24 protein-coding genes are annotated in these 25,871 nt (G+C 67.7%); 19 read left to right on the forward strand and 5 right to left on the reverse strand.

Features of this window, described 5'->3' with window-relative positions; all coding sequences use genetic code 11:
* Window position 1: 1 nt before the first annotated feature.
* The 8 genes from eutC (at window position 2) to AC3WTE_RS24045 (ending at window position 7,402) form a co-directional block, all read left to right on the forward strand.
* The gene (gene eutC / locus AC3WTE_RS24010; RefSeq protein ID WP_492441525.1) at window positions 2-784 is read left to right on the forward strand and encodes an ethanolamine ammonia-lyase subunit EutC; all 783 of its coding nucleotides are present in this window, start codon (window positions 2-4) and stop codon (window positions 782-784) included.
* Between the two features lie 15 nt (window positions 785-799).
* Window positions 800-2,074: a haloacid dehalogenase-like hydrolase gene (locus AC3WTE_RS24015; RefSeq protein WP_492441527.1), complete on the forward strand. Its 1,275-nt coding sequence runs from the start codon at window positions 800-802 to the stop codon at window positions 2,072-2,074.
* A gap of 247 nt (window positions 2,075-2,321) precedes the next feature.
* Window positions 2,322-2,765, forward strand: coding sequence for a 50S ribosomal protein L13 (gene rplM / locus AC3WTE_RS24020; protein ID WP_020101494.1), 444 nt, complete (start codon window positions 2,322-2,324; stop codon window positions 2,763-2,765).
* Between the two features lie 11 nt (window positions 2,766-2,776).
* Window positions 2,777-3,253, forward strand: coding sequence for a 30S ribosomal protein S9 (gene rpsI, locus AC3WTE_RS24025; RefSeq protein WP_459370464.1), 477 nt, complete (start codon window positions 2,777-2,779; stop codon window positions 3,251-3,253).
* Window positions 3,254-3,341: 88 nt separating this feature from the next.
* Window positions 3,342-4,679, forward strand: coding sequence for a phosphoglucosamine mutase (gene glmM, locus AC3WTE_RS24030; RefSeq protein WP_492441529.1), 1,338 nt, complete (start codon window positions 3,342-3,344; stop codon window positions 4,677-4,679).
* 88 nt (window positions 4,680-4,767) lie between these two features.
* The gene (locus tag AC3WTE_RS24035) at window positions 4,768-5,550 is read left to right on the forward strand and encodes an IclR family transcriptional regulator (RefSeq protein WP_492441531.1); all 783 of its coding nucleotides are present in this window, start codon (window positions 4,768-4,770) and stop codon (window positions 5,548-5,550) included.
* Window positions 5,551-5,678: 128 nt separating this feature from the next.
* Window positions 5,679-5,981, forward strand: coding sequence for a type VII secretion target (locus AC3WTE_RS24040; protein WP_492441533.1), 303 nt, complete (start codon window positions 5,679-5,681; stop codon window positions 5,979-5,981).
* Window positions 5,981-7,402: a hypothetical protein gene (locus AC3WTE_RS24045; protein ID WP_492441535.1), complete on the forward strand. Its 1,422-nt coding sequence runs from the start codon at window positions 5,981-5,983 to the stop codon at window positions 7,400-7,402. Before AC3WTE_RS24040 ends, AC3WTE_RS24045 begins: the two co-directional genes overlap by 1 nt.
* On the opposite strand, the gene pdxR is transcribed toward AC3WTE_RS24045, so the two are convergent.
* Window positions 7,382-8,806 carry a MocR-like pyridoxine biosynthesis transcription factor PdxR gene (gene pdxR, locus AC3WTE_RS24050; RefSeq protein ID WP_492441537.1) on the reverse strand — a complete coding sequence of 475 codons (1,425 nt, stop codon included), beginning with the start codon at window positions 8,804-8,806 and terminating at the stop codon, window positions 7,382-7,384. The genes AC3WTE_RS24045 and pdxR overlap by 21 nt on opposite strands.
* A gap of 30 nt (window positions 8,807-8,836) precedes the next feature.
* Between pdxR and AC3WTE_RS24055 the strand changes: the two genes are divergently transcribed.
* Window positions 8,837-9,262, forward strand: coding sequence for a hypothetical protein (locus AC3WTE_RS24055; RefSeq protein ID WP_492441539.1), 426 nt, complete (start codon window positions 8,837-8,839; stop codon window positions 9,260-9,262).
* A 68-nt stretch (window positions 9,263-9,330) separates the two neighbouring features.
* Here AC3WTE_RS24055 and AC3WTE_RS24060 read toward each other — a convergent pair whose 3' ends face one another.
* Window positions 9,331-10,182 (reverse strand): dienelactone hydrolase family protein, encoded by an 852-nt coding sequence (locus tag AC3WTE_RS24060; RefSeq protein WP_492441541.1) that lies wholly within the window; start codon window positions 10,180-10,182, stop codon window positions 9,331-9,333.
* Between the two features lie 85 nt (window positions 10,183-10,267).
* Here AC3WTE_RS24060 and glmS point away from each other — a divergent pair, with 85 nt between their 5' ends.
* On the forward strand, window positions 10,268-12,136 hold the full coding sequence (gene glmS, locus AC3WTE_RS24065; RefSeq protein ID WP_492441543.1) for a glutamine--fructose-6-phosphate transaminase (isomerizing): 1,869 nt from the start codon (window positions 10,268-10,270) through the stop codon (window positions 12,134-12,136).
* 133 nt (window positions 12,137-12,269) lie between these two features.
* Here glmS and AC3WTE_RS24070 read toward each other — a convergent pair whose 3' ends face one another.
* The 3 genes from AC3WTE_RS24070 to AC3WTE_RS24080 all read right to left on the reverse strand — a co-directional run bounded on the left by AC3WTE_RS24070 (window position 12,270) and on the right by AC3WTE_RS24080 (window position 16,544).
* Window positions 12,270-13,508: an HNH endonuclease gene (locus tag AC3WTE_RS24070; RefSeq protein ID WP_492441545.1), complete on the reverse strand. Its 1,239-nt coding sequence runs from the start codon at window positions 13,506-13,508 to the stop codon at window positions 12,270-12,272.
* A gap of 351 nt (window positions 13,509-13,859) precedes the next feature.
* Complete coding sequence (locus AC3WTE_RS24075; RefSeq protein WP_492441547.1) at window positions 13,860-14,618, reverse strand: DeoR/GlpR family DNA-binding transcription regulator; 759 nt, start codon at window positions 14,616-14,618, stop codon at window positions 13,860-13,862.
* Window positions 14,619-14,642: 24 nt separating this feature from the next.
* Window positions 14,643-16,544 carry a PTS mannitol transporter subunit IICBA gene (locus AC3WTE_RS24080; protein WP_492441586.1) on the reverse strand — a complete coding sequence of 634 codons (1,902 nt, stop codon included), beginning with the start codon at window positions 16,542-16,544 and terminating at the stop codon, window positions 14,643-14,645.
* Between the two features lie 288 nt (window positions 16,545-16,832).
* On the opposite strand from AC3WTE_RS24080, the gene AC3WTE_RS24085 reads away from it, so the two are divergent.
* The 9 genes from AC3WTE_RS24085 to tsaD all read left to right on the forward strand — a co-directional run bounded on the left by AC3WTE_RS24085 (window position 16,833) and on the right by tsaD (window position 25,861).
* Window positions 16,833-17,906 carry a zinc-dependent dehydrogenase gene (locus AC3WTE_RS24085; protein ID WP_492441549.1) on the forward strand — a complete coding sequence of 358 codons (1,074 nt, stop codon included), beginning with the start codon at window positions 16,833-16,835 and terminating at the stop codon, window positions 17,904-17,906.
* Between the two features lie 190 nt (window positions 17,907-18,096).
* Window positions 18,097-19,509 carry an NAD(P)H-hydrate dehydratase gene (locus AC3WTE_RS24090; RefSeq protein WP_492441550.1) on the forward strand — a complete coding sequence of 471 codons (1,413 nt, stop codon included), beginning with the start codon at window positions 18,097-18,099 and terminating at the stop codon, window positions 19,507-19,509.
* Window positions 19,510-19,552: 43 nt separating this feature from the next.
* Window positions 19,553-20,902: a glutamate decarboxylase gene (gene gad / locus AC3WTE_RS24095; RefSeq protein WP_492441588.1), complete on the forward strand. Its 1,350-nt coding sequence runs from the start codon at window positions 19,553-19,555 to the stop codon at window positions 20,900-20,902.
* A gap of 99 nt (window positions 20,903-21,001) precedes the next feature.
* Complete coding sequence (gene alr / locus AC3WTE_RS24100) at window positions 21,002-22,159, forward strand: alanine racemase (RefSeq protein WP_492441552.1); 1,158 nt, start codon at window positions 21,002-21,004, stop codon at window positions 22,157-22,159.
* A 5-nt stretch (window positions 22,160-22,164) separates the two neighbouring features.
* A complete protein-coding gene (locus AC3WTE_RS24105) occupies window positions 22,165-23,256 on the forward strand; it encodes an alpha/beta fold hydrolase (RefSeq protein ID WP_492441554.1) in 1,092 nt (363 codons plus the stop codon).
* Window positions 23,249-23,710 carry a tRNA (adenosine(37)-N6)-threonylcarbamoyltransferase complex ATPase subunit type 1 TsaE gene (gene tsaE / locus AC3WTE_RS24110; protein WP_492441556.1) on the forward strand — a complete coding sequence of 154 codons (462 nt, stop codon included), beginning with the start codon at window positions 23,249-23,251 and terminating at the stop codon, window positions 23,708-23,710. The genes AC3WTE_RS24105 and tsaE overlap by 8 nt, the downstream gene beginning before the upstream one ends.
* A complete protein-coding gene (gene tsaB, locus AC3WTE_RS24115) occupies window positions 23,707-24,330 on the forward strand; it encodes a tRNA (adenosine(37)-N6)-threonylcarbamoyltransferase complex dimerization subunit type 1 TsaB (protein ID WP_492441557.1) in 624 nt (207 codons plus the stop codon). The genes tsaE and tsaB overlap by 4 nt, the downstream gene beginning before the upstream one ends.
* The gene (gene rimI / locus AC3WTE_RS24120; RefSeq protein ID WP_492441558.1) at window positions 24,327-24,827 is read left to right on the forward strand and encodes a ribosomal protein S18-alanine N-acetyltransferase; all 501 of its coding nucleotides are present in this window, start codon (window positions 24,327-24,329) and stop codon (window positions 24,825-24,827) included. The genes tsaB and rimI overlap by 4 nt, the downstream gene beginning before the upstream one ends.
* A complete protein-coding gene (gene tsaD, locus AC3WTE_RS24125) occupies window positions 24,824-25,861 on the forward strand; it encodes a tRNA (adenosine(37)-N6)-threonylcarbamoyltransferase complex transferase subunit TsaD (protein WP_492441559.1) in 1,038 nt (345 codons plus the stop codon). Before rimI ends, tsaD begins: the two co-directional genes overlap by 4 nt.
* Window positions 25,862-25,871: the final 10 nt, after the last annotated feature.

A 25,871-nucleotide genomic window follows, 5' to 3' on the forward strand; every position in this document is an offset into this window, starting at 1 on the left:
AATGACCTCACAAGACGCTGAAGCTGTGGCGCTGCAGAGTTTTTGGGACGAGCTCCGCAAGACCACCCAGGCCCGCATCGGCCTCGGCCGCGCGGGCAATGCGCTACCCACCCGCGAGGTGCTCGAACTGTCCGCGGCCCACGCCGCCGCCCGCGACGCTGTGCACGAGCCACTCGACGTCGACGACATGGTCGCCCGGGTGCGCCAGGTCGGCATCGGTGAACCGGCCGTGGTCCGCAGCCAGGCCGAGTCCCGCAGCGAGTATCTGCGCCGTCCCGATCTGGGCCGGCTGCCGGCCGCGCCCATGGACGTCCCGGAAACCCCGGCCGACATCGGCTTCGTCCTGGCCGACGGGCTCTCGCCGTACGCATTGGCCAAACACGGCCCGGCGCTGCTCGCCGAATTGGTGGCCGCGTTGCGCGACGACTACACGCTGGCGCCACCGGTGATCGCCACCCAGGCGCGCGTCGCCCTCGGGGACCACATCGGCGCGGCCGCGAAGGTGCGGACGCTGCTCGTCATCATCGGGGAGCGGCCGGGCCTGTCGGTCGCCGACAGTCTCGGCATCTACCTGACGCACCTGCCCATCCCAGGACGCACCGATGCCGACCGCAACTGCATCTCCAACATCCACCCGCCCGAGGGCCTCGGTTACGTCGAGGCGGCCAAGGTCGCGGCGGGTTTGGTGTCCGGTGCCCGCGCGTTGGGCCGGTCCGGCGTCGACCTGAAAGACACCTCTCGCGACACCTCCCTGGAAGCGCCCGGCGCCGCCGAGCTCACCTGACCGCACAGGAGAACAGTGCCCCGCATCACCCGACTGGCCTTCGCTATCGCGCTGGCCGGCCTCCTCGCCATGTCCGGCTGCAGCAGCCACGACACCACCCCGGCCGCCCAGTCGCCGACTACCAACACGGCGTCCTGCCGGACGCTGGCCGAGAGTTCGGCCTGGTACGGCGACAACCGGGACCGGATCGACGCCATGCTCGGCAAACTGGGCACGTGCGGCGCGGCCGGTTCGGTGAGCGCGGGTGCGCCGCTGGCGCTGTTCGACTGGGACAACACCGTCGTCAAGAACGACATCGGCGACGCCACGTTCTTCTGGATGGTGCGCAACGCCAAGTTGCGGGCCCCTGCTGACGGTAACTGGGCGTCCACCAGCACGTTCCTGACGCCGCAGGCCGTCGCGGCCCTCAGCGGTGCCTGCGCCGCGGCCAAGCCGGGCCAGCCGATGCCGACCGACACCAACGCCGGGTGTGCCGACGAACTCCTGTCGGTCTACACCGAAGCCAAGACGAAGGCCGGGCAGCCCGCCTTCGCCGGGTTCAATGCGCGCCGCATGGAACCGGCGTACGCGTGGGCCGCGCAGATGCAGGCCGGATGGCGCGAATCCGACGTGATCGAGTTCGCACAGAGCGCCCGCAAGGAGAACCTCGACGCCGCCGAGGGCGCCGAGCAGAAGGTCGGCAGCGGCATGCAGACCGGCTGGGTGCGCTACTACCCACAGATGCGCGACCTGGTGGAAGCCTTGCACGCCAACGGATTCGACGTGCGGATCATCTCGGCGTCGGCCGAGCCGGTGGCCCAGGTGTGGGCCGAAGAACTCAATATCCCGGCCGACCATGTGATGGGTGTGCGCACCGAACACGACGGTGATGTGCTGACGTCGCGCCTGGTGCCGTGCGGGGGCGAACCCGCCATCACCTACATCGAGGGCAAACGCTGCCGGGTCAACGAAGAGGTGTTCGGGGCGACCGGCCCCGCCGCGTTCGAACAGCTGCCGGAGCGCAAACGTGCCGCGTTCGCCGCCGGGGACTCCGACACCGACGTCACATTCCTCACCGACGCCACCGCGCTGCGGCTGGTGCTCAACCGGAACAAGACCGAGCTGATGTGCACTGCCTACGACAATGCCGGTGGAAACTGGCTGGTCAACCCGATGTTCATCGACCCCAAGAAGCAGAGCGAGCAGTACGCCTGCGCGACGAAGGGCTATATCGAGCCGACCGGCGCCAAGGCTCCGCTGCACCGGCCGGACGGCAGCGTCGTGCCCGATCAGCAGGACCGGGTGTACTAACGGCCGCGCCCGAGCATGAGCCGGTGTGCCGAGGACCAGCGGAAATCGGCGCACAGGCTCATTCCCGCGGCCGTCACCCGCGTTTTGACCTGCGGCGACGCCCGCGGGTAAGCTCCATCGTTGGTGCGCTGCAGGCCGCTAGGCCAATGCTCCCGGGTCACCGTCGGTCGCCGGGAATTCGCAGGTCGCGTACTTGACCGGCACCCGGATAGCACCGGGACTCAACCCGAGAAGAAGAGGTATAGCTGTGCCTACATTCACGCCGAAGGCGGGTGACACCACACGTCAGTGGTACGTCATCGACGCCCAAGACGTGGTGCTCGGCCGGCTGGCCGTCGAAGCAGCCAAGCTGCTCCGCGGCAAGCACAAGCCGACGTTCACGCCCAACTCCGATGAGGGTGACTTCGTCATCATCATCAACGCCGAGAAGATTGCCCTGTCGGGCAAGAAGCTCACCGACAAGTTTGCTTACCGTCACTCGGGTTTCCCGGGCGGTCTGAGCAAGCGCTCCATCGGCGAACAGCTGGTGAAGCACCCGACCCGCACCGTTGAGAACGCGATCGTCGGCATGCTCCCGCACAACAAGCTGTCCCGCCAGGTGCAGAAGAAGCTGAAGGTGTACGCCGGCCCGGATCATCCGCACGCCGCGCAGCAGCCGATTCCTTACGAGATCAAGCAGGTGGCCCAGTGACTGAAGTTGACGTGACTGAAGTGACCGAAGTGACCGAAGTTGCCGAGGCTCCTGAGTTCGAGGCGACCGAAGAGTCGGCTCCCCGTGAGCCCGTCTACATCGATCGCCCGATCCAGACCGTTGGCCGCCGCAAGGAAGCCGTCGTCCGCGTTCGCCTGGTGCCCGGCACCGGCAAGTTCAACCTGGACGGTCGCAGCCTCGAGGACTACTTCCCGAACAAGGTGCACCAGCAGCTGATCAAGGCCCCGCTGGTGACCGTCGACCGCGTCGACACGGTGGACATCTACGCCCACCTCGACGGTGGCGGCCCCTCGGGCCAGGCCGGCGCGCTGCGTCTGGCCATCGCCCGTGCGCTGATCCTGGTTCAGCCCGAGGATCGTCCGGCACTCAAGAAGGCCGGGTTCCTGACCCGTGACCCGCGTGCCATCGAGCGCAAGAAGTACGGCCTCAAGAAGGCCCGCAAGGCGCCTCAGTACAGCAAGCGCTGATCGTTTCTGCTCGTGGGCGGGCGTGTCGCAGTCTGGACACGCCCGCCTTCGGCGTTTCATGAGGGCATCGCTGGGAGAAAGAAGGTCCATGAGTCGGCTGTTCGGCACCGATGGCGTCCGTGGCGTCGCAAATCGTGATCTGACCGCAGAGTTGGCGCTGGCGCTGGGCTCAGCTGCCGCCCGCCGGCTGTGCTCGACCTCAGGAGCCGGGCGGTGTGTCGCGGTCGTCGGACGAGATCCCCGGGCCAGCGGCGAGATGCTGGAGGCCGCGGTCATCGCCGGCATCACCAGCGAGGGCGTCGACGTGCTCCGCGTCGGTGTGCTGCCAACCCCCGCGGTGGCCCATCTGACTGCCTCCTATGACGCCCAGCTCGGCGTGATGATCTCCGCCTCGCACAACCCCATGCCGGACAACGGCATCAAGATTTTCGGCGCCGGTGGGCACAAGCTCGACGACGACACCGAGGACCGCGTCGCCGAGCTGGTCGCCGCCGGTCCGGGTACCCGCCCCACGGGCGCCGGTATCGGTCGCGTGTTGGACGCCCCCGACGCGCTCGAGCGCTATCTGACCCACGCCGCCAAGGCCGCCGTCGCGCCGCTGGCCGGGCTGAAGGTCGTGGTCGACGGCGCCCATGGCGCTGCCTCCGTCGCTGCGCCGCAGGCCTACCGGGCCGCGGGCGCGACCGTCATCACGATCAACGCCGAGCCGACGGGCCTCAACATCAACGACGGCTGCGGTTCCACCCACATGGATCAGCTGCAGCGGGCCGTCATCGAGCACGGCGCCGACCTGGGTTTGGCCCATGACGGCGACGCCGACCGCTGTCTGGCAGTCGATGCGTCGGGCGCACTCGTCGACGGTGACGCGATCATGGCCGTGCTGGCGCTGGCGATGCGCGACGCCGGCGAGCTGGTGTCGAACACCCTGGTGGCCACCGTGATGAGCAACCTCGGACTGCACCTGGCCATGCGCGAGGCCGGCATCGAGGTGCGCACCACCGGCGTCGGGGACCGGTATGTGCTCGAGGAACTGCGCGCGGGAAGTTTCTCGCTCGGCGGCGAGCAGTCCGGCCATATCGTGATGCCCGAGTTGGGCACCACCGGCGACGGCATCGTCACCGGTCTGCGGCTGATGTCGCGCATGGCGCAAACCGGGCAGCCCCTGGCTCAGCTCTGCGCGCCGATGAAGACGTTGCCGCAGGTGCTGATCAACGTCGAGGTGGCCGACAAGACCACGGTGGCGCAGGCTCCGGCGGTGCAGACCGCGGTCGCTGAAGCCGAAGCCGAACTGGGTGACACGGGCCGAATCCTGTTGCGGCCCTCCGGAACCGAGCAGGTGGTCCGGGTCATGGTGGAGGCCGCCGATGAGGACACCGCGAGGATGGTCGCGTTCCGCGTGGCCGAGTCCGTCAGCGAACAGCCCTAGCGCCTACCCCGTGCGCGGCATGTGGTCGCGATGGTCGGCGGCCTGACGTACGCGACCGCCGGCGTCGAATTGTGGTTATCGTTGCGTAGTGAGCCACAGCGGGGTTGATTCTGGCAATGTCGGCGTGCAATCCGTCGACCGCGCGCTGTATGTCCTGGAGCTCCTCGCGCGCCGGGGCGAAGCCGGAGTCACCGAGCTGGCGTCAGACATCGGGGTGCACAAGTCGACGGTCTCGCGCCTGCTTGCGGCGCTGGAGGAGCGCGAACTCGTCGAGCAGGCTTTCGAGCGCGGCAAGTACCGACTCGGATTCGGCATCCTGCGACTGGCCAACGCGGTGTCGGGCCGTCTCGACGTCACACGGCAGGGTCGGGAGGTCTGCGAGCGGCTGGCTCTCGAGGTCGGTGAAACCGTCAACATCGCGGTGCTGCGGTCGGAGTATGCGGTGAACGTCGACCAGGCGCGCGGTCCGTCCGCCATCGGTACGCAGAACTGGGTGGGTGGACTCACGCCCTTGCATGCGACGTCGAGCGGCAAGGTGTTGCTGGCCTTCATGTCCGCGGATGCCCGTCGGGACTTGGTGACGGCAGCCGGGCTGCCGAATTTCACCGAGCACACCATCACGTCGGTCGACGAGTTGGAAGCGCAACTGCGGGACGTGCCCCGCGACGGCTACGTGGTGACGCTGGAAGAACTCGAGGATGGGCTCAACGCCGTGGCCGCTCCGATCCGCGACCATAGCGGAGTGGTGATCGCGGCGCTGGGTGTGTCCGGCCCGGCGTATCGACTCACCGCAGCACGCACGCGGGATATTGCGCCGGTGGTGGTCTCGGCCGCCGACGATGTCAGCCGTCGGATGGGTTACCACGGCTGACCGCCCAGGGGCACTGCCGGCCCCGTCCGCGAAGTCTGCCGATTCGTCGGCGGACTTCGACGAGGGTGGCTGCGGGTGTTTTTCGCTTCTGTGGAACCGAACGGCCCTGCCGCGCGTCATAGCAAGGCATGGGAGAACATGATGTCGCTCGGATAGACCCCTCGGCTGTGCGGGACATCGCGCAGCGCTGCGAATCGGTCGCCGATACCCTCGGCGCGGCGGTAGCCCCGTTGCTGCGGTGGTATTTCGACGGGTTCTGCGGCGGGCGGGACCACGTTGCACGCGCGGCCGCGCTGCGCGCCGCACTGGACCAGTCGGCCGACCAGCTACGTGCGTGGGCGTCCGCTTCGACGGAAGCTGCAGCGGCACTACGGTTTTCGTCAGATCGCTACGGGGACGTTGACGCCGACCTCGCGAATCGGTTGGTCTGATGATGGCATCTGCGGTCGACGTGGCTGCGCGGCTCGCCGAAGGGGAGCGGGCGCTGATGGTCTTCGATGACTATGTGGCAGCGTGCCAGGTGCTGGGTATGCCGTCGGCTGTGTCGTTGCAGGACCTGTATCGCGCCGAGAGCGGCCTGGACCTGGCCGCGTTGGCTGCTGACGCGCGCTCGCTCGGCGCCGCCGCGACGGCCGCCCAGGACGCATTGAGTCTGCAGGGCAACGGATATCGGGAGCTGGCGGCGCAGTGGTCCGGTGCGGGCGGGGACGCCGCCGGAGAGTTCATGCGCACCCTGACGGTCGCCGCCGAGGACGTGGTTGCGCAGCTGCGGCGCAGTGCCCAGGCATTGACCAACCTTCATGACGAACTGTGGCGCGCCGTCGGCACCAAGGTCGATGCGGTGCTGCGGGCCGACGCGCAGACATCCGGGTATCGCGACGAGTGGACCGCGGCCGCCCATGCGGTCCTCGGAGGAGCCGGGGACGCGGCGGCAGCCAGCGAGATCGTCGATCAGCAGGTCAAGCCTTTCGTGCTGCGGGTGGTGTGCGGCGACTTGGCCGCCGCGCTGCGGGCCGCGTCCGATACCGCTGTGGCAGCGTATGATTCGGCGGTCGCCGCAGCCACGCCGGGCGTCGTTTCCTTCGGATCGCCCGGACAGCTGCTACGTCCTTCGTTCAGCACACCTGTCGCTGCCGGCCCGCGCGATTACCCGGCGGCCGCGACGCCCGCTCTCGGCGCTGCGGCAGGTTGGTCAGCGGCGCCCGCGGCACCGGGCGGGACGCCCGCGATGTCGGGTGAACCGCTCTCCGGGCTGCCGGCGGCCCCGCTCGTCGCACCGGAACCTACATTGGGGACTTCGGCTGCCACATCGCCCGCCGGTGCGGCACTACCGCCTGCCGGTGCCTCCACGCCGCCCACCGAGGCGGCAATACCGCCCGCTGGTGGCGGGTCTGGTTCAGGTGTAGGAGGTTTGGGGCAGCAGCTGGTCGACGCCATCGGGGGAGTCCTCGGTTCCATGGCAGGCCTTGGTTCCGGCGCCGCCGGGCTCGGCGGTGTCGATGACCTGAGGAACAGCCTGGCCGACGATCTCGGGTTGGACGATGAGGCCGCGAATGACGACGTGGGTGACAAGGATGAGACCGGCAAGGATGCGCCGGAACCAGACGACAAGCCCGACGACACCACGAACGACGCTGCCGACGAGCCGACTTCAGACGACGGCGGGGGCGAGCACCCCGTCGATCCACCGGCCGCAGAACCCACCCCGCCTGTGGTCACCGCGGCCCCGTCGCCGATATCCGATCCGGCTCCCGTCACGCCGCCGGTGGAACCCGTTGCCGAGCAGGCGAATCCGACCACGAAGACGCCGTGTGAGATCGCGGCCGATGAATTACCGAACGTGGGCGAGTGAACCCAGTACCGCGATGGCTTGTCCGATATCGGATTCGGAGACCGAGCCATACCCGATCACCAGTGCCGGAGGCGCGGTCGACGGATCGGCCCAGTACCAGCGTGCACCGCCGACGAGCACGCCTCGGCCATACGCGGCGTCGACGATGGCGTCCTCGTCGCAGTGGTCGGGCAACTGCACGTGCAGGTGCAGTCCCGCGGAGACGCCCATGGGTGTGGCATCGGGAAATGAGACCGCGAGTGCTGCCAGGAGGGCATCGCGTCGTCGTCGATAGATCGGGCGGACCCGCCGTAGATGGCGGGCCATCCCACCACTGGCCATGAACCGGGCGAAGGCCAGTTGTTCGAGCAGTGTGTTGCCCATGTCGTCGTACAGCTTCTCGCGGGTGACGTCGTCGATCATCGACTGCGGTAAGGCAATCCAGCCGAGCCGAAGAGCCGGCGTCAGTGTCTTGCTGGCGCAGCCTGCGTAGGCGATCAGCTCTGGCGCCAATCCTTGGAGCGCGCCAATCGGCTGCCGGTCGTAGCGGAACTCCGCGTCGTAGTCGTCTTCGACGATGAGGGTGTTCCGGCGCCGGGCCCAGTCGACCAGAGCCGTACGGCGGTCCGGACTGAGCACCACCCCGGTCGGGTACGAATGAGCTGGTGCCACCAGGACGGCGTCGACATCGAGGCCGTCCAGGTGATCGACATCGATCCCGTCGTGATCGACCGGCACCGGGACCGCGATCAGCCCGGCGTTGGTGACGGTGTCGCGATGGAAGGCGAAGCACGGGTCCTCGACCGCGATCGCCCGGCCGCCGCGGGCTTTCAGCGCCCTGGCCACGAGTGTCACCGCTTGCGTGATACCCGTTGTCATCTGGATATTTTCGGCCCGCGCGGCGACTCCCCGGACACGCGCCAGATAGTCCGCGAGGGCTTGGCGCAAGGCCGGCGCACCGAGCGGTCCCGGATATGTCAGAGCGTTGTTCGGGACGTCGTTGACGGCCGCGCGGTAGTGGCGCAACCACTCGGCGCGAGGAAAGAGGGCGGGGTCGGGGAGCCCGCCGATCAGTCGGACGGCATTGCCGGGCACCTCGACGGTGGTCGCCGGCGGCACCGAAGCACCCAGATGCTGGACGTGAGTTCCCGACCCTTGTCGGCCGGCGAGGTAGCCGTCGGCGGTCAGATGCTCATACGCGGTGACGACGACACTGCGCGAAACACCCAACTGCTGAGCCAGAATTCGAGACGGCGGCAGGGTCGTGCCCGCGGTCAGCCGGCCCTGCTGGATCGCGACGCGCAGTTGGTGCTGGAGTTGAACGGCTAGTCCGGTGCGGATGGACCGGTCGAGGGTCACGAGGAGGTCGGCGGGGAATTCGTCGCGATTGGTCTGCTCCAAAGCTTCAGAATTGGACCATGACACGTACCAATCGTAAGGCGCAGGGTGGGTGTCATGACCGCTTTGAATCATGTTTCCACCGCACTGGGCCAGCCCGTCATCACCGGGTGGATGCCCGGGCCCGTGAATGCGGCAGGGCGTCCAGTGGTGGTCAGCGTGACCGATTTCGCTGCGCAGCAGCGTCGGGCTCTGCCCGGCATCGCCTATCGGGGGATGCGGATGCGCGAAGGCTGGTATGCCATGCCCGGTGCCATCGGGTTGTGGCTGTGGAGCCTGCCGGTGGAAGGCCGCAGCGGTTCAATCTCGATATGGGAGAGCGCAGAAGCTTTGCAGCAGTTCATCGTTCTGCCACGGCACCTGACCATCATGGACCGCTACCGTGATCGGGGAGACGTCAGGTCGACGACGTGGGAGGCCGACGGGTTCGACTCGGCAGAGACCCTGCAGCGGGCATATGCGTGGATCGGCCAGCGCTCGTGATGCCGTCGATGGCTTGACGCCGTCACGGACTCTCTTGCCCCCGGCGTCGGCGGCGAAACCGAACCCGATCAGCCCTTGAGCAGGGCGGCGACCTTGTCTTCCAGCGCCGGCACCTCGGCGTCGGGATCGGCGGCAACGGTCTTGGGCAGCACTACGTCGGCGTCGGCGAAATCTTTGTACGCCTTGTCACCGGTCAGCTGGAACAGCAGATATCCGGTCAGCAGCGCGCGCACCGTCTTCTGAGTGCGGCGATCCGCTCCCGGCATCCCGACCAGCTTGGACAACCGGAAGCCCTCGGCCAGCCCGCCCGGTTCGGCCTTGGCGACGGTTCGCACGGTGGCGGTTCGCCACGCGGCGGCCAGTGCAGTGACATTGGACTGGATGGTCAGCTCCGCGCCGGGCGCGTTCAGGATCATGCCGGGGACACGCAGGCCGGCAGCAGGCTGATCGGCGTCGGGCTTGCTCGCGGTCGGGAACACCGCGGCCACTGCCTTCAGTGGGGCGGTCGACGACCCCAGCCCGGCGGCGGTGAAGACCGCGGCCGACGCGCCGAAGCCGTGCCCGACCAGGCCCAACTTCGTCGGGTGCACGCTGATCTTGCCGGGGCCCAGCCGGACCCCGGTGATGATGTCGAGGGTCGTGCCCAGGTCGAAGGCCAGGTTGAGCACCGACGGCGCAATGCCGATCTCGGTGTTGGGTGCGGCCGCGACGATGCCCCAGGACGCCAGGTGCTCGAGCGTGCCGTTGTAACGTCCGACACCCTGCAGCCAGTCGTGGCCGAACGCCACGCCGGGCAGATTCAGCCCCGACTCGGGGGTGTAGACAGTGCCCGGCAGGCCGGCAAAACCCAGGTCACCACGCAGAACGCGGTATGGGCCGCGGCGCGTCAGGGCGCCGAAGAGCTTCTTCGTCTTGGCCACCCGATGACGTTAGCGCAGAGGCTGTGGTTTGTGCGCCACGCGTGCGCAGTCCGCGACTCAGGTGGCTGCACTACCCTGGATCACCATGTGTGGAATCGTCGGCTATGTCGGGCAACGCCCCGCCCGTGACATCGTGGTCGACGCGCTGCGACGGATGGAATACCGCGGCTACGACTCCTCCGGCGTCGCTCTGGCCGATGGCCACGGGGGTCTGACCATCCGGCGGCGCGCGGGTCGGCTCGCCAATCTGGAAGAGGCGCTGGCCGAGACCGATGCCGCCGACCTCGGCGGCACCACCGGCATGGGACACACCCGCTGGGCGACCCATGGCCGTCCCACCGACCGCAACGCGCATCCGCACAGCGATGCCAGTGGCAAGCTCGCGGTGGTCCACAACGGCATCATCGAGAACTTCGCGGGACTGCGCGCCGAGCTGGAAGCTGCCGGCGTCGAGTTCCAGAGCGACACCGACTCCGAGGTGGCCGTCCACCTGGTGGCGCAGGCCTACCGGAGCGGGCCGACGGCCGGCGACTTCGTGGCATCGGTGCTGGCGGTGCTGCGCCGGCTGGAGGGCCACTTCACGCTGGTGTTCACCAACGCCGACGAGCCGGGCACCATCATCGCGGCCCGCCGGTCCACTCCGCTGGTGGTCGGTGTCGGCGACGGCGAGATGTTCATCGGCTCCGACGTCGCGGCGTTCATCGAACACACCCGAGACGCCGTCGAGCTCGGACAAGACCAGGCCGTGGTGATCACCGCGGACGGCTACCAGGTGCTGGACTTCGACGGCAACGACGCTTCCGACCGTGCTCGTCCTTTTCATATCGACTGGGACCTGTCGGCCGCCGAAAAGGGCGGCTACGACTACTTCATGTACAAGGAGATCGCCGAGCAGCCCACGGCGGTCTCCGACACACTGCTCGGTCACTTCGTCGACGGCAAGATCGTGCTCGACGAGCAGCGGCTGTCGGATCAGGAGCTGCGCGACGTCGACAAGGTCTTCATCGTCGCGTGCGGCACCGCGTACCACTCCGGCCTGCTCGCCAAGTACGCCATCGAGCACTGGACCCGGCTGCCGGTCGAGGTCGAGTTGGCCAGCGAGTTCCGGTACCGCGACCCCGTGCTGGACCGCAGCACTCTGGTGATCGCCATTTCACAGTCCGGCGAGACCGCCGACACCTTGGAAGCCGTCCGGCACGCCAAGGGCCAGAAGGCCAAGGTGCTGGCGATCTGTAACACCAACGGCTCGCAGATTCCGCGCGAGGCCGACGCCGTTCTCTACACCCGGGCCGGGCCGGAGATCGGCGTCGCCGCCACCAAGACCTTCCTGGCGCAGGTCGCCGCCAACTACCTGGTCGGCCTGGCGCTGGCGCAGGCCCGCGGCACCAAGTACCCCGATGAGGTGGCCCGCGAGTACCGCGAGCTGGAGTCCATGCCGGCGTTGGTTGAGCAGGTGCTCGAACGGCTGGACCCGATCGCCGATCTGGGTCGCCAGTTCGCGCAGTCGCCGACCATCCTGTTCCTCGGTCGGCATGTCGGCTATCCGGTGGCCCTCGAGGGTGCGCTCAAGCTCAAGGAATTGGCGTACATGCACGCCGAGGGCTTCGCGGCAGGTGAGCTCAAGCACGGACCCATCGCGCTGATCGACGACGATCTGCCCGTGATCGTGGTGATGCCGTCGCCCAAGGGCTCGTCGATGCTGCATGCCAAGTTGCTGAGCAACATTCGCGAGATTCAGGCCCGTGGCGCGGTCACCATCGTCATCGCCGAGGAGGGCGACGAGACGGTGCGCCCGTACGCGGACTACATCTTCGAGCTGCCGTCGACCTCGACGCTGTTCCAGCCGCTGCTCTCGACCATCCCGCTGCAGGTGTTCGCGGCGTCGGTGGCTCGCGAGCGCGGGTATGACGTGGACAAGCCCCGCAACCTGGCGAAGTCCGTCACCGTCGAGTAGGTCGCCGAATCGGCATCGGTATCGGCACCGGCATCGCGGGCGTGCTGCTTCAGCTCCGCCGCCCAAGCAGCACGCCCGTGATGCGCTGTCACTGTTGAATTGTCAAGGTGCGCAATAGATTCGAGACTCTGCGCTACGCAGCTACGTCCAGTCGCATGGTGCGGCGGTTGTAGGCCGGGATGGGCTTCCGGTGTGGGTCCACGGTCACCGGTGGGATGAGCCAGGGGTGTTTGTCCAGGCCCATGACGACGTCCCAGCCGTCGTGATGGACATTGGCATGACAGCCCGGGCACAACAGGCATCCGTTGCTCAGTGATGTTTCGCCGTGGTGGGTCCAGTGCACGATGTGGTGGGCATGGGTACGCCCAGGTGAGGCGCCGCATTTGATGCAGCATTGATCGCGCAGATACAACGCTTTGCGCAGCGGTGCCGGGAACAGCCGTTTGTCCCGCCCCATGTCCAGTGGTACCTGTTCGCCGTCCACGATCACCGTGGTGACGGTGGTGTCGCAGGTCAGCCGGTCCAGCGTCGCCATGCTGATCGATCCCATGAACTCCAGCTGGGCCAGGTCCGGGGTGTCGGCGGGCACTGTCAGCAGCAGCTGGGTGCGCGGCGCCGAGGCGATGTCCCCGCCGCGGGCCGCGATGTCCAGCACCGCCTCCAGGGCGTCAGCGCGGCGCCGTCCCGCCGAGCGCGCATCCGGGCTGCCGTCGGGCTCGGGCCGCGGCGCCGAATACTGCTCCATCGCCGCGACGAGCTTGGCACCGACTTCGGCATCCAGATCCGCGCGCACCTGCAACCGCCCGTCACTGGTGACTCGGTGATCGACCGTGTTGACTGACCGGTCCTCCGCCGCCGGCAGCCCACCCTCAGAGGCGGCGTGGCGGTTGCCCAGTCGCCGGGCGCGGTCCGCGATCTGCGCCGGGGTGGCTCCGGAGAAGAACTGACCCAACAGGTCGGTCACCTGCGCGAACCGGGCCTCCTCGTCCACGGGGCCGGGTGAGCGAGCCCGAATGTGGTTGATGCCCTTGACGATCGCGTCCACATGCTCACCGGAGATCGCCCCGTCCGCGGCATGCGCCGTCAGCGTCGGCAACAGCGGCAAGGCGCCACCTACCCGCACCAGCCGCTCGGCCACCGCCGGTGCACACCCCAGTGAGATCAGCAGTTCCCGTTGCGTCCGCCCCTGCGCGGCGGCTACCCCGCAGCGGTTCAGCACCCCGGTCAGCATCGCCGCCAGGTGCTCCGCCACGTGCTTCAGCTTCAATGCGCACTGCATCGCTTCGACGGCGTCGTCCATGGTCGTCTCGTCGGGGATGACCAAGCCGCGCAGGTGGTCGAGAAGGGGTTGGAGATCTGGTGCGATTCCCATAACACATGCTATCGAACAGGTGTTCGAATAACAAGGGCGAATCTGGCGGCCGCGCGTGTTATGTCTCAGGACATCGGTGACAGTTCTGCATCAGGACAACGGTGACAGTTCGGGCGATCTTGGTGGAGGCCACAGGCTCGGTGCGGCCGTCCAGTCGCCGACCGCGTCCATACGGTGGCCTGACGATGCGCTCGCCGGTGGTACCGAGGTCGTCGACGCCACATTCGAGCGCATTGTGGAAGCCGGCCAGAAGGTGTGTAGCGCTATCACGTTGACAGGCAGGCGTATACACCAGATGCCGGCGACCCGAGAGGCTGAAGACTCCGCGGGGGAGCGGCTCGGTTGCGATGCTCAGGCGCGCACCAGCGACGGTCCCAGAGCTTCGTACCGGGCGGCCTCGGCGGCGGGCAACTCGGTGCCGGTCACGATGGTTTCGAAATCGCCTACATCGGCGAACCGGCAGAAGCTGGTGACACCGAATTTGGAGTGGGCGGCCACCAGGACACGGCGCATCGCGACCGACACCGCCGTCTGCTTGACCGCGGCCACAGCAGGATCCGGGGTGGTCAGTCCTTGTTCGGGCGTAATGCCGTTGGTGCCGAGGTAGGCGACGTCGATGACCAGGCTGCGCAATCGCTCCACCGCCCAGTTGTCGACCGTAGCCAGGGTGCGTCCGCGCATTCGTCCGCCGAGCAAGAACACCGTCACGGTCTCGCTGTGGGCGAGCGCTTCGGCGGCCAGAAGCGACGACGTCACCACTGTGAGCTCCTGGTCCGCCAGCCGCTCGGCGATCAGTCGCGGAGTGAAACCCTCATCCAGATAAACGGTTTCAGCTCCGTGGAGCAGATCTGCGGCTGCGGCCGCAACCCGGTGTTTTTGGGCCAGGTCGACCTGGCTGCGGTACTCCACCGTCGATTCGAATGCTGCTGTCTCCAGCGGTACAGCTCCGCCGTGAACCCGTTTGAGCATGCGTCGCCCGGCCAGCACCTTCAGATCGCGGCGGATGGTCTCCGACGCCACGTTCAGTTCTTCGGCCAGGGACAGCACCTCGACCCGCCCGCGGGTGCGGGCGAACTCGACGATGCGGCGCTGACGGCTGTCTGAATCCACGGATGACATTCTTGCGGTCGCCGGCTACCGGGTTTCGCTCAGCATCGCCCGGACCTCCTCGGCGGTGCTGGCCCGGCGCAACCGCTCCACCTCGTCCTTGTTCAGGAACACCTGAGCGATCCGGGTGAGAAGGGCCATGTGGTCCTTGCCGGCACCGGCGATGCCCACCACGAACTCGGCGGGCTTGCCGTTCCAATCGATGGGTTCGGGATAGCGGACGAACGAGATCCCGGAATGGCGGATCGCGCTCTTGGCATCGTTGGTGCCGTGCGGTATCGCCAGGCCGTTGCCCATGTACGTCGATACCGACTTCTCCCGCTCGTGCATCGCGTCGACATAGGAGACGTCGACGGCTTGTGCGGAGACCAACAGGTTGCCGGCCTCGGTGATGGCGGCCTCGGCGGTGGTGGCGGAGCCGGTCAACACAATCGAGCCGAGCGACAGCACATCGTCGGGCCGAGCATCAGCAGCGGCGGCCCCGGCGGTGGTGGCGGATTCGCCCGAGCGCCCAGGGGCGTCATTGGTGCGTCCGAGCAGTTCGAGGATTTCGTCGTAGCGGGGCGAGTTCATGAAGTCGTCGACCGAGACGTGGATCGCCGACGGGGTCTTCTGCCGGGCGCGCTCGGTGAGATCGCGATGGGTGACAACCAGTCCGTAGGTATCGGTGAGATTGGAGATGGCCTGATTGACCACCGTCACACCAGTGAATCCGGCGTCGCGGATCTTCTTGCGTAGCACCGAGGCTCCCATCGCGGAAGAACCCATGCCGGCATCGCAGGCGAACGCGATGTTGGCGATGGGAGCGGTCGCAGAGCCGCCGGTCAGCGCTGTTGCGACACTGGACCGCTTCCCCTTCAGCGCCTCCATTTCGGCTGTGGCGGCGGCCAGATCGGGCTCATCGGTGGCGCGGTCGGTCTTGAGCAGCACGGCGGCTACGGCGAACGAGACGGTTGCCGCCCCGAGCACCGACAGCGTGACGCCGAGGAAACTGCCGGTCGCGGTCTGGGCGTAGACGGCGATGATCGAACCGGGTGCGGCGGGAGCGCGCAGGCCGGAGCCGAACAGCACGTTGATGAAGATGCCCGTCATTCCGCCGAGGATGGTGGCGGCGATCAGCTTCGGCTTCATCAGCACGTACGGGAAGTAGATCTCGTGAATGCCGCCGAGGAACTGGATGATTGCGGCGCCCGGCGCCGATGCTTTGGCGGCGCCGCGGCCGAACACCATGAACGCCAACAGGATTCCCAGGCCGGGGCCGGGGTTGGCCTCCAGCAGGAACAGGACGGATTTGCCGGTGGCGAGCGCCTGGGTGGTGCCCAGCGGAGTGAGTACGCCATGGTTGATGGCGTTGTTGAGGAAGAGCACCTTGGCGGGTTCGATGAAGATCGAGGTCAGCGGCAGCAGGTCGTGCCCGACGAGGAGGTCGACAACGTGGCCGGCGCCGCGCGTGAAGGCCGACACCACTGGGCCGACACCGAAGAACCCGACGACGGCCAGCACCAGGCCCGCGATCCCGGCCGAGAAATTATTCACCAGCATCTCGAAGCCGGGGCGGATCTTGCCGTCCCACAACGCATCCAGCTTCTTCATGACCCAACCACCCAAGGGCCCCATGATCATTGCGCCCATGAACATCGGAACATCGGATCCGGCAACCACGCCCATGGTGGTGATGGCGCCGACGACGGCTCCGCGGGTTCCGTACACCATCCGGCCGCCGGTGGATCCGATGAGGATCGGCAGCAGGTAGGTGATCATCGGCCCGACGATGCCGCCCTTCTCGTAGGCTCCCCAGCCGCCGATATGGGCCACCCAGCCGTCCGGGGCCTGCAGGGTGTGAAAGAGGCTGGGCAGCCAGCCGGTCTTGATGAACAGTGCGGTGATCAGGCCCCACGCGATGAAGGCACCGATGTTCGGCATCACCATGTTCGACAGCGCGGTGCCGAGTTGCTGTACCCGCACGCGCAGACTGACGCGCCGCTGTGTTTCCGTCGTTGCCGTCACTGTGCTGGACCTCCGCCTGATCACCGTGAAGGTGATGCCCGTCACATCACCGTGTGCTACGAGTAAAGCCCACAAATGGTCATGGGTGCAAGCAAATGGTCAAAAGTGGGCAGAAAAAAGTTTGTATTTATGCCCGAATAGTGGTTACAGTGGCCGCAGCGTGAACCACGACACACCCGCCGGCCAGGCCGGAGAACCGGAAGGAACGCCATGAAAGCCCTGCGCTACTACGCACCAGAGGACGTCCGGCTCGAAGATGTGCCCGAACCTGTGTGCGGTCCCGACGAGATCAAGATCCGGGTGCGCAACTGTTCGACCTGCGGCACCGATGTGAAAATCCTGCACAACGGGCACCAGAACCTGACGCCACCGCGGACCATCGGGCACGAGATCGCCGGCGACATCGTCGAGGTCGGGGCCGAGGTGAACCCCACATACGGCGCCGACTGGGCGCCGGGCGACCGGGTGCAGGTGATCGCCGCCGTGCCGTGCGGTGAGTGCTACGAATGTGCCAAGGGCTGGATGGCGGTATGCCAGAACCAGACGTCCATGGGTTACCAGTACGACGGCGGATTCGCCGAGTACATGATCGTGCCCCGGCAAGTACTCAAAGTCGATGGGCTGAACCGCATTCCGGACAATGTCGGCTACGACGAGGCGTCGGCGGCGGAACCGTTCGCCTGCGCCATCAACGCCCAGGATCTGCTCGGCATCGAGCCGGGCGACACCGTCGTCGTATTCGGTGCCGGCCCCATCGGGTGCATGCATATCCGCATCGCGCGCGGGGTGCACAACTGCGGGCCGGTGTACCTCGTCGACGTCAACGACGCCCGGTTGAAGATGTCCGCCGATGCGGTGCACCCCGATGAGGTGATCAACGCGGCCGATACCGATGTGGTGGCACGGGTTCGGGAACTGACGGGTGGGCGTGGCGCCGACGTGGTGATCACCGCGACGGCCGCCAACATCACCCAGGAGCAGGCCATCGCGATGGCCGCGCGAAACGGCCGTATCTCGTTCTTCGGCGGCCTACCCAAGACCAATCCGACGATCACCTGCGATTCCAACGTGGTGCATTACCGGCAGCTGCACATCCACGGCGCCAACGGGTCTGCGCCCGAGCACAACAAGCGTGCGCTGCACTACATCTCGACCGGCCAGGTACCGGTGAAGGACTTGATCACCCGGCACATCGCCCTCGACGAGGTTCTCGACGCGTTCGGCATCGTCCAGAACGGCGAGGCCATCAAGGTGACGGTGGAGCCCGGCGCGGTGCTCGTCTGAGCCTCGGCCGCCGACGGCGGCCATGTACCCGCCGATCGCCCATGGCGGGATGGTATCCGCGCCGAACGTGAGCTCGGGTGCGGACTTCTGCCGATTCTTCGCACATGAGCTCATGTGCGCCAGGGGCCGGTGAGTCGAATTGACGCACTAGCCAAACCCGGGCGGAAGGTTTTGCGTAACCTTCGGAGCTATGCGGCACTACTACACCGCCGAGCAGATTCGCGCGGCCGAAGCGCCGCTGTTGGCATCCCTGCCCGATGGGGTGCTGATGCGCCGGGCCGCCTATGGATTGGCGACGGCGATCGCGGCCGAACTCAAGTCCCGCACCGGTGGGGTGGTGGGCCGTCGGATCTGCGCTGTCGTCGGCTCGGGGGACAACGGCGGCGACGCATTGTGGGCGGCCACCTTCCTGCGCCGGCGCGGGGTCGGTGCAACAGCGGTGCTGCTCAATCCGGACCACACGCATGTGAAAGCGCTGGCCGCGTTTCGGAAGAGCGGTGGGCGCATCGTCGGAAATATCCCGTCGACAACGGATTTGGTTATCGACGGCGTTGTCGGCATCGGGGCCACCGGACCGCTGCGGCCGGGTGCCGCCGCTGTCTTCGGCGCCAACACCGCACCCGTCGTCGCCGTCGATCTCCCCAGCGGTGTCGACGTGCAGACCGGTGCCGCCGACGGCCCGCACGTGCAGGCCGCGCTGACGGTGACCTTCGGTGGGCTCAAACCCGTCCACGGGCTGGCCGACTGCGGCCGCGTCCAACTGATCGACATCGGCCTCGAACTTCCTGAGCCCACGTTCCTCGGATTCGAAGCACGCGACGTGCGCGTCCGTTGGCCGGTGCCGCGAGCGACCGACGACAAGTACACCCAGGGCGTCAAGGGCGTGCTCGCCGGGTCGGCGACGTATCCGGGCGCGGCGATCCTGAGCACCGGTGCGGCCGTTGCCGCCACGTCCGGCATGGTCCGCTACGCGGGTACCGCGCACGCCGAAGTGGTGACGCACTGGCCGGAAGTCATTGCGGCGTCGGACGCGGCGGCTGCCGGCCGGGTTCAGGCCTGGGTGGTCGGCCCCGGACTGGGCACCGACGCCGCGGGCGAGGAGGCGATGCGCTTCGCGCTGGCTACCGATCTTCCCGTGATCGTCGACGCCGACGCACTCACTTTGTTGGCCGCCGATCTCGACCTCGTCGCCGACCGGACGGCGCCCACCGTGCTGACCCCACATGCCGGTGAATTCGCCCGGCTCGCAGGACATCCGCCGGGTCCCGACCGGGTCGGTGCTGCCCGCGGGCTGGCCGAACGCCTTGGTGCCACTGTGCTGCTGAAGGGCAACATCACCGTCATCGCCGACCCGGAAGGCCCGACATTCCTCAACCCGGCCGGCCAATCCTGGGCTGCCACAGCGGGATCCGGAGACGTGCTGTCCGGCATCGTCGGCGCCCTGCTGGCGTCCGGCATCGCACCCGGTGAGGCTGCTGCGATGGCGGCCTTCGTGCATGCCCGGGCCGCGGGCCTGGCCGCGGCCGATCCCGGCCCTCGTCCCGCGCCCACATCAGCGCACCGCATCTTGGCCCATGTCCGGGCCGCCATCGCATCGCTCTAGAAAGGGAATATTTGTGTCGCACAAGCATATTCGCGCATCGGTCATGAGCCCCGCCTACACCGGCAGACTCTCCACCGCGCCGGTGCCGTCGCTGCGCCTACCCGATGATCCGATGGACCCGCAGGCCGCCTACCGCTTCATCCACGACGAGTTGATGCTCGACGGCAGCTCCCGCCTGAACCTCGCCACGTTCGTCACCACATGGATGGACCCCGAGGCCGAGAAGCTGATGGCTGAGACGTTCGACAAGAACATGATCGACAAGGACGAATACCCGGCCACCGCGGCCATCGAGGCCCGGACGGTATCCATGGTCGCCGACCTGTTCCACGCCGACGACCTACGCTACGACGATCCGGCGTCTGCCTGCGGGGTGTCCACGATCGGTTCCAGCGAGGCTGTGATGCTGGCGGGCCTCGCCCTCAAATGGCGGTGGCGCGAAAAGGTCGGGGACTGGAAGGGCCGGACACCCAACCTGATCATGGGCTCCAACGTCCAGGTGGTGTGGGAGAAATTCTGCCGCTACTTCGATGTCGAGCCGCGGTACCTGCCGATGGCTGAGGACCGCTACGTCATCACCCCCGAACAGGTGCTCGCCAACGTCGACGAGGACACCATCGGCGTCGTGGGCATCCTGGGCACCACGTTCACCGGTGAGCTGGAACCCATCGCCGAGATCTGCGCGGCGCTGGACCAGCTCGCCGCCGACGGCGGGCTGGACGTCCCCGTGCATGTCGACGCCGCCAGCGGGGGCTTCGTGGTGCCGTTCCTGCACCCGCATCTGGAGTGGGACTTCCGGCTCCCGCGGGTGGTGTCGATCAACGTCAGTGGGCACAAGTACGGGCTGACGTATCCCGGCATCGGGTTCGTGGTCTGGCGCAGCGGGGAACACCTGCCCGAGGACCTCGTCTTCCGGGTCAACTACCTGGGCGGCGACATGCCGACCTTCACGCTGAACTTCTCCCGGCCGGGCAACCAGGTGGTGGGCCAGTACTACAACTTCCTGCGCCTCGGCCGGGCCGGGTACACGCAGATCATGCACTGCCTGTCGGACACGGCCCGCTGGATCGGTGACGAGTTGCGCAAGAGCGAGCACTTCGAGGTGATCAGCGACGGCTCGGCCATCCCGGTGATCGCCTGCCGGCTCAAGGGCAGGCGGCCGTACACCGAGTTCGACGTGTCACACGCCTTGCGGGCGTACGGCTGGCAGGTACCGGCCTACACGATGCCCGAGGGTGCGACGGACATCGCAGTTTTGCGCGTGGTGGTGCGCGAAGGCTTCTCGGCTGACCTGGCCCGCGCGTTGCGGGACGACCTGCTCACCGTCCTGAACAGCCTCGATGAGCTCAAACCCAAAGGCCAGTTCGACGACGTGCAGCCCTTCGCGCACTAGCCGCCAACCTGAGCTTGTGCTCGAGCAGCCCCCCCAAATTGTCGTGCACAAGCTCACGCTCGACGCGGACCGGCGGGCGTCTGGGAGAATTGTGGCGACATGACCCAGAACCCCGATTCCCCCACGCCCGGACCGACCGCGGAAGCGCTGGTCGATCTGGGTGCCGTCACCCACAACGTGCGGCTTCTGCGGGAACATGCGGGCAGCGCCGCGGTGATGGCAGTGGTCAAGGCCGACGGTTACGGACACGGTGCACCGCAGGTCGCCCGGGCCGCGCTGGCGGCCGGTGCCGCCGAGTTGGGTGTCACCAACATCAGCGAAGCGCTGGCACTGCGACAGGCCGGCATCACGGCGCCGGTGCTGTCCTGGCTGAACCTGCCCGGCACCGACTTCGCTCCGGCCCTGGCCGCCGACGTGCAGGTGGCGGTGTCCTCGGTGCGGCAGTTCGACGACGTGCTCGACGCGGTGCGCCGCAGCGGCGCGCCCGCCACCGTCACCGTCAAGGTCGATACCGGCCTCAGTCGTAACGGCGTCACCCCCGACGAGTACCCGGCACTGCTCACCGCCCTCGCCCGGGCTACCGCCGACGGGGCGGTGCACCCGCGCGGCATCATGAGCCACCTCGTGTGCGGTGACGATCCGCAACACCCGATGAACGACACCCAGGCCGCCCGGCTCACCACCGCCCGGGAACAGGCGCTCGCCGCGGGGGTGCGCTTCGAGGTGGCGCACCTGGCCAACTCGCCCGCGACCCTGACCCGGCCCGATTTGCACTTCGACATGGTGCGTCCCGGTATCGCGATCTATGGGCAGACGCCCATTCCCGCGCTCGGCGATTTCGGCCTGCGGCCCGTCATGACGCTGAAATGTCCCGTCTCCGCGGTGCGCTCGATCAAGGCCGGCGACGGGGTGTCGTACGGGCACATGTGGATCGCCGACCGGGACACCACCGTCGGGCTGATCCCGCTCGGTTACGCCGACGGGGTGTTCCGGGGCCTGAGCGGACGCATCGACGTCAGCATCAACGGTGCCCGGTACCGCAACGTCGGGCGAATCTGTATGGACCAGTTCGTCATTGACCTGGGGCCCGGCGGCGCCGGCGTGGCGGTGGGGGACGAGGCGGTGCTATTCGGCTCGGCGGCCTCTGGCGAGCCGACAGCCCAGGATTGGGCCGAACTGCTGGGCACCATCAACTACGAGGTCGTCACCAGTCCACGCGGCCGGATCGCCCGGACTTATCGTGAGTCGACAGGCTGACGTCCATGGGCGACAACAAGAATGCCCGGTGGCTGGCGGGCATGGCCGGTCTCACTGCCGTGGGGTCGGTCGCCGGAATCGGTGTGGTTCGCTCGCTGCGCCGCCGCAGTGGCGAAGATCCTTACGCCGGTGAAGATTTCACCACGCTCGACGCGGACCGCGGCTGCGTCGTGGCCGCCACCGACGGCGTGCCGCTGGCGGTGCGTGAGGTCGGTCCGAAGAACGCCCGGTTGACGGTGCTCTTCGCACACGGCTTCTGTAATAGCATGGGCTCGTTCCATTTTCAGCGGGCCCGCCTCGCCGAACGGTGGGGTGATCAGGTCCGCATGGTGTTCTACGACCAGCGCGGTCACGGCCGGTCATCAGCCGGGCCGGTCCACTCGTACACCGTGCCGCAGCTGGGGCAGGACCTCGAATCGGTGATGCGGGTGATGGCTCCGCGCGGTCCCGTCGTGCTGGTCGGCCACTCGATGGGCGGTATGACGGTGCTGTCCCACGCCCGCCAGTTCCCGCGGAACTATCCGGCACGGGTGTGCGGCGTAGCGCTCATCGCCTCTGCGGCACAAGGGGTTACCCGCTCGCCGCTCGGTGAGGTGCTGCAGAATCCGGCGCTGGAGGCAGCCAAGGTCGCCGTGCGGTTCGCGCCCGGGGCGGTCAGCGCGGGCCGGGGTGCGGCCAAGGCCGTCATCGGGCCGGTGCTCAAGGCCGCGTCCTTCGGTGATGATGCCGTCAGTCCCTCGGTGGTGCGGTATGTCGAGAAGATGATGCACGACACCTCGATGCGCACCACCGTGGAGTTCCTGCATGCACTGGAAACCCACGACGAGGCCGGCGCGCTGCCGGTGCTGCAGCAGGTGCCCACCCTGATTGCCTGCGGCGACCAGGATTTACTGACCCCGCCGGCCAAGTCCGAGGCGATGATGCGGCAGCTGCCGAAGTCCGAACTGGTGATCGTCGAAGGCGCCGGCCACATGGTGCACATGGAGCAACCCGAACTGATCAACGAAGCGCTGGAGCGTTTCGTCGAACACGCCACCCCGTCGCGATTGGTGGCGCTCACCCGGCATCTGCGTGGAAAGGCCAAGCGCAATGGATGATTCGCACGGCACCGAGCACCTGCCGACCGAGGCGGACACCATGGCCCTCGGCGCCCGCTTCGGCGCTGAACTTCGGGTCGGTGACGTCGTGGTGCTCACTGGTCCTCTCGGTGCCGGAAAGACAATGCTGGCCAAGGGCATTGCGCAAGGTATGGAGGTCGATGGAGCGGTGACGTCACCGTCCTACGTGCTGGCCCGGGTGCACCCCGCCCGTCGCGCCGGGCAGCCCGCGATGGTCCACGTCGACATGTACCGGCTGCTCGACTCGGGCAGCACCGACCTGCTCGGAGAACTGGACTCGCTCGACCTCGATACCGATCTCGATGACGCCGTGGTGGTCGTCGAGTGGGGCGAGGGCCTGGCCGAGCGCCTGTCGGCCAGCCATCTCGATATCCGGTTGGAGCGCGCCGACGACGACACCCGTACCGCTGTCTGGCTTTGGAGCCGTTCATGATTCTCGCCATCGACACCGCGACCCCGGCGGTGACCGCAGGGATCGCCCGGCGCACCGCCGCAGGCGTCGAAGTGCTCGCCGCACGGATCACCGTCGACGCCCGCGCGCACGCCGAGCAGCTGACGCCCAATGTGGTTGCCGCCGTTGCCGATGCGGGTATCACGTTCGCCGACCTCAGTGCGGTCGTGGTCGGCTGCGGGCCGGGCCCGTTCACCGGACTGCGGGTTGGGATGGCCACCGCTGCCGCCTATGGTCATGCGCTCGGCATCCCGGTGTACGGAGTGTGCAGCCTCGACGCGATCGCGCCCGAGACGCCAGGAGAGTTGTTGGTGGTCACCGATGCCCGTCGCCGTGAGGTGTACTGGGCGCGGTACCGCGACGGTGTGCGGGTCGACGGACCGGCCGTCAGTGCCGCGGCTGACGTCGCGCCGGGTGCGGGTTCGGTTGCCGGTCCGGCCGCGCAGGCTGCGCTCTTCTCGTTGCCCGTGCTGGCGGTGGAGTACCCGACGGTGGCCGGGCTCGTGACCGCCGCCGACTGGGACCAGCCGCCCGCCGCGCTGGTACCGCTGTACCTGCGCCGTCCCGACGCGAAAACTCTTGCCGAGCGGGGTCTCTCGTGACCATTGAATACGGGTCGCTGACCGTCGGTGACGCCGACCGGTGCGGCGAACTCGAAGCGATCCTGTTTCCGGGCGATGACCCGTGGCCGGCAGCCGCCTTCATTCGTGAGCTCGACTCGGACCACAACCACTATGTCGCGGCGCGCGACGACAAGCTGCTGGTGGGTTATGCCGGCATCAGCCGGTTGGGTCGCAAACCGCCGTTCGAGTACGAGGTGCACACCATCGGCGTCGAACCGGCGTATCAGGGCCAGGGCATCGGCCGGGAGCTGCTGGACCGGCTGTTGGCCATTGCCGACGGCGGCACCGTGTTCCTGGAGGTGCGCACCGACAACGCACCGGCGATCGGGCTGTACGAAAGCGTCGGATTCGTGAAAATGGGTGTGCGCAAACGGTATTACCGGATCAGTGGTGCGGACGCGTACACCATGCGGCGGGACGCGGATGTGAGCAGCGAATCAGGCGACGCGGACGTGAGGAGCAATTCAGCCCCATGACGATTATCTTGGCAATCGAAAGTTCCTGCGACGAAACAGGAGTCGGCATCTGCGAACTACGCGTCGACGAGGACGGGTCGGCGCACGTTTCTTTGCTGGCCGACGAGGTCGCCTCCAGCGTCGACGAACATACCCGCTACGGAGGCGTGGTGCCCGAGATCGCCTCGCGCGCGCACCTGGAGTCGTTGGGGCCCACCATGCGCCGGGCATTGGCGACCGCAGGCATCGAGCGGCCCGACGTCGTGGCGGCGACCATCGGACCCGGTCTGGCTGGGGCATTGTTGGTGGGTGTGGCTGCGGCCAAGGCGTATTCGGCGGCGTGGGGCGTGCCGTTCTACGGCGTCAACCACCTCGGTGGGCATCTGGCCGCCGACGTGTACGACCACGGCCCGCTGCCGGAGAGCGTCGGTCTGCTGGTGTCAGGTGGCCACACGCATCTGCTGCACGTCCGGTCCCTCGGTGAGCCGATCGAAGAACTCGGCAGCACCGTCGACGACGCGGCCGGCGAGGCGTACGACAAGGTGGCAAGGTTGCTCGGGCTGGGTTATCCCGGTGGCCGGGTGCTCGACGAGTTGGCCCGCCAGGGTGACCGGGGTGCCATCGTGTTCCCGCGCGGCATGACGGGGCCGCGAGATGACCCGTACGCCTTCAGCTTTTCCGGGCTCAAGACCGCGGTTGCCCGGCATATGGAGAAGCACCCGGACGCTTCGCATGCCGATGTAGCGGCCGGGTTCCAGGAAGCCGTCGCGGATGTGTTGACCCGCAAGGCTGTTCGTGCGGCCTCCGATCTCGGGGTGTCGACGCTGCTGATCGCCGGAGGAGTGGCGGCCAATTCGCGACTGCGGGAGCTCGCCGAAGAACGTTGTGCCGAAGCTGGTTTGACGCTTCGGGTGCCGCGGCCCCGGCTGTGCACCGACAACGGGGCCATGATCGCCTCGTTCGCCGCGCACTTGATTGCGGCGGGCGCCAAACCGTCACCGCTCGACGTGCCGAGCGATCCGGGTCTGCCCGTGGTGAAGGGACAGATCGCGTGAGCGCGGGCAG

Source organism: Mycobacterium sp. FW102-FHT13B02 (assembly GCF_058790275.1).

Bases quoted from the DNA above. Each gene is read 5' to 3' on its own strand.
- eutC (WP_492441525.1), top strand. From the start codon at position 2: ATGACCTCACAAGACGCTGAAGCTGTGGCGCTGCAGAGTTTTTGGGAC.
- glmM (WP_492441529.1), top strand. From the start codon at position 3,342: ATGAGTCGGCTGTTCGGCACCGATGGCGTCCGTGGCGTCGCAAATCGT.
- AC3WTE_RS24040 (WP_492441533.1), top strand. From the start codon at position 5,679: ATGGGAGAACATGATGTCGCTCGGATAGACCCCTCGGCTGTGCGGGAC.
- AC3WTE_RS24045 (WP_492441535.1), top strand. From the start codon at position 5,981: ATGATGGCATCTGCGGTCGACGTGGCTGCGCGGCTCGCCGAAGGGGAG.
- AC3WTE_RS24055 (WP_492441539.1), top strand. From the start codon at position 8,837: ATGACCGCTTTGAATCATGTTTCCACCGCACTGGGCCAGCCCGTCATC.
- glmS (WP_492441543.1), top strand. From the start codon at position 10,268: ATGTGTGGAATCGTCGGCTATGTCGGGCAACGCCCCGCCCGTGACATC.
- AC3WTE_RS24070 (WP_492441545.1), bottom strand. From the start codon at position 13,508: ATGGGAATCGCACCAGATCTCCAACCCCTTCTCGACCACCTGCGCGGC.
- AC3WTE_RS24080 (WP_492441586.1), bottom strand. From the start codon at position 16,544: ATGGTGATGCCGAACATCGGTGCCTTCATCGCGTGGGGCCTGATCACC.
- AC3WTE_RS24085 (WP_492441549.1), top strand. From the start codon at position 16,833: ATGAAAGCCCTGCGCTACTACGCACCAGAGGACGTCCGGCTCGAAGAT.
- AC3WTE_RS24090 (WP_492441550.1), top strand. From the start codon at position 18,097: ATGCGGCACTACTACACCGCCGAGCAGATTCGCGCGGCCGAAGCGCCG.
- gad (WP_492441588.1), top strand. From the start codon at position 19,553: ATGAGCCCCGCCTACACCGGCAGACTCTCCACCGCGCCGGTGCCGTCG.
- alr (WP_492441552.1), top strand. From the start codon at position 21,002: ATGACCCAGAACCCCGATTCCCCCACGCCCGGACCGACCGCGGAAGCG.
- AC3WTE_RS24105 (WP_492441554.1), top strand. From the start codon at position 22,165: ATGGGCGACAACAAGAATGCCCGGTGGCTGGCGGGCATGGCCGGTCTC.
- tsaE (WP_492441556.1), top strand. From the start codon at position 23,249: ATGGATGATTCGCACGGCACCGAGCACCTGCCGACCGAGGCGGACACC.
- tsaB (WP_492441557.1), top strand. From the start codon at position 23,707: ATGATTCTCGCCATCGACACCGCGACCCCGGCGGTGACCGCAGGGATC.
- tsaD (WP_492441559.1), top strand. From the start codon at position 24,824: ATGACGATTATCTTGGCAATCGAAAGTTCCTGCGACGAAACAGGAGTC.